Here is a 1,351-nt window from a genome sequence, read left to right on the forward strand (position 1 = left end):
ATCGCAAAATAATAGCGGCTCACTAATTCCTGCCCATAACTCAACTTGTGCTGATATTGATACACCAATTGAAAGTAACGATAGACCAAAATTTGAAAATGTATGGAAATATATGTGTTTCCCTGATTAAAAATACTACCACCAACACCGTATAAAATTAATGGCTAGTTCTCGCCTACTTACGAAAATCCTCGCGGATTTTCTATCTGGTTTTTATTTGCTAATTAGGTGCTTAAACACGCCACTAATCTTATACAATCACGTTGGGCATAATTTAAAAATACACACGGATATTAAATGGCAAAAACCAATAATCAAATAACTAAACCAATATTAACAATTTCTAATTCAGATTTTAAAAATCAACTATCTGAAAGAATTGAGATAGGTGAAGAATTATTTCAACGAGTAATTAATACGTCAGACGATTTAGATAAACTTGAACAAGACTACAGATTATGGACTGATTACAATCGTGAATATTTACAGCAAAAATTTGACATTCCTAAAAATGAATATGCTGGTAGCTATGCTCAAGCAGGATATTCCTTTATGGGAGAATTAGGAGAGGTGAGAGATAACCCTGTTCAGTCTAAAAAAAACTTATTAAAATATAAATTGGACAATCTAAAGTCCTTATCTGCTAAGTCTGACTTATTAAAGTCCTCCGTAAATAATTTAATGACTAAGACCGATAAAACCAATACCTTGGATATGTCTAAAGTTTTTATTGTTCATGGACATGATGATTTGACTAGGATAGAAACCGCAAGATTTATTGAAAAATTAGGATTCGAACCCATTATTTTACATGAACAAGCAAGTTCTGGAAAAACGATAATTGAAAAAATTGAAAGCTATTCAAATGTAGGTTTTGGTATTGTATTATATACCCCTTGTGATTCTGGCTCAAAAAAAGGAGAAGAAACGAACTTAAAGTCCAGAGCTCGCCAAAATGTAGTTTTTGAACATGGCTTTCTGATTGGAAAAATCGGGAGAAAAAATGTCTGTGCCCTTGTAAAAGATAATGTTGAAACACCTAATGATATTTCTGGAGTTGTTTACATATCAATGGCAAATGATTGGAAACTTGACCTTGCCAAAGAGTTACGGAATAGTGGATATAAAGTTGATATGAATTTAGTAATATAAAAAACTATGCCCAACAAAGTATATAAAAAATTGCTAGTTTTAGCTTAACCAAAGTTAGTTGCTCGTTTGCTAGCTTCTGATTTTCCTTCGGAAAATCCTCGCACACAAACACGCAACTTTCCATATGTGTGCCGAGAGTAACGAACGGCTGAAAATCGTTACGCAACTGTTTATAAGATGGTGGAGCCGATCCACCGGT

Annotated in this window: 2 protein-coding genes; one reads left to right on the forward strand and one right to left on the reverse strand. The window is 33.3% G+C overall.

Translation table 11 applies throughout. From position 1 onward, the window contains the following. Positions 1 to 297: 297 nt before the first annotated feature. Positions 298 to 1,152 (forward strand): TIR domain-containing protein, encoded by an 855-nt coding sequence (locus G5V56_RS17510; RefSeq protein ID WP_240911447.1) that lies wholly within the window; start codon positions 298 to 300, stop codon positions 1,150 to 1,152. Between the two features lie 4 nt (positions 1,153 to 1,156). Here G5V56_RS17510 and G5V56_RS18990 read toward each other — a convergent pair. After that, positions 1,157 to 1,351: hypothetical protein (locus tag G5V56_RS18990; RefSeq protein ID WP_206285921.1), on the reverse strand; the 195-nt coding region annotated here is incomplete at its 5' end.

The organism is Yeosuana marina (genome assembly GCF_011762485.1).
Taxonomy (GTDB): Bacteria; Bacteroidota; Bacteroidia; order Flavobacteriales; family Flavobacteriaceae; genus Yeosuana; species Yeosuana marina.

Coding starts and splice junctions, on each gene's coding strand:
- G5V56_RS17510 (WP_240911447.1), top strand. CDS start 298: ATGGCAAAAACCAATAATCAAATAACTAAACCAATATTAACAATTTCT.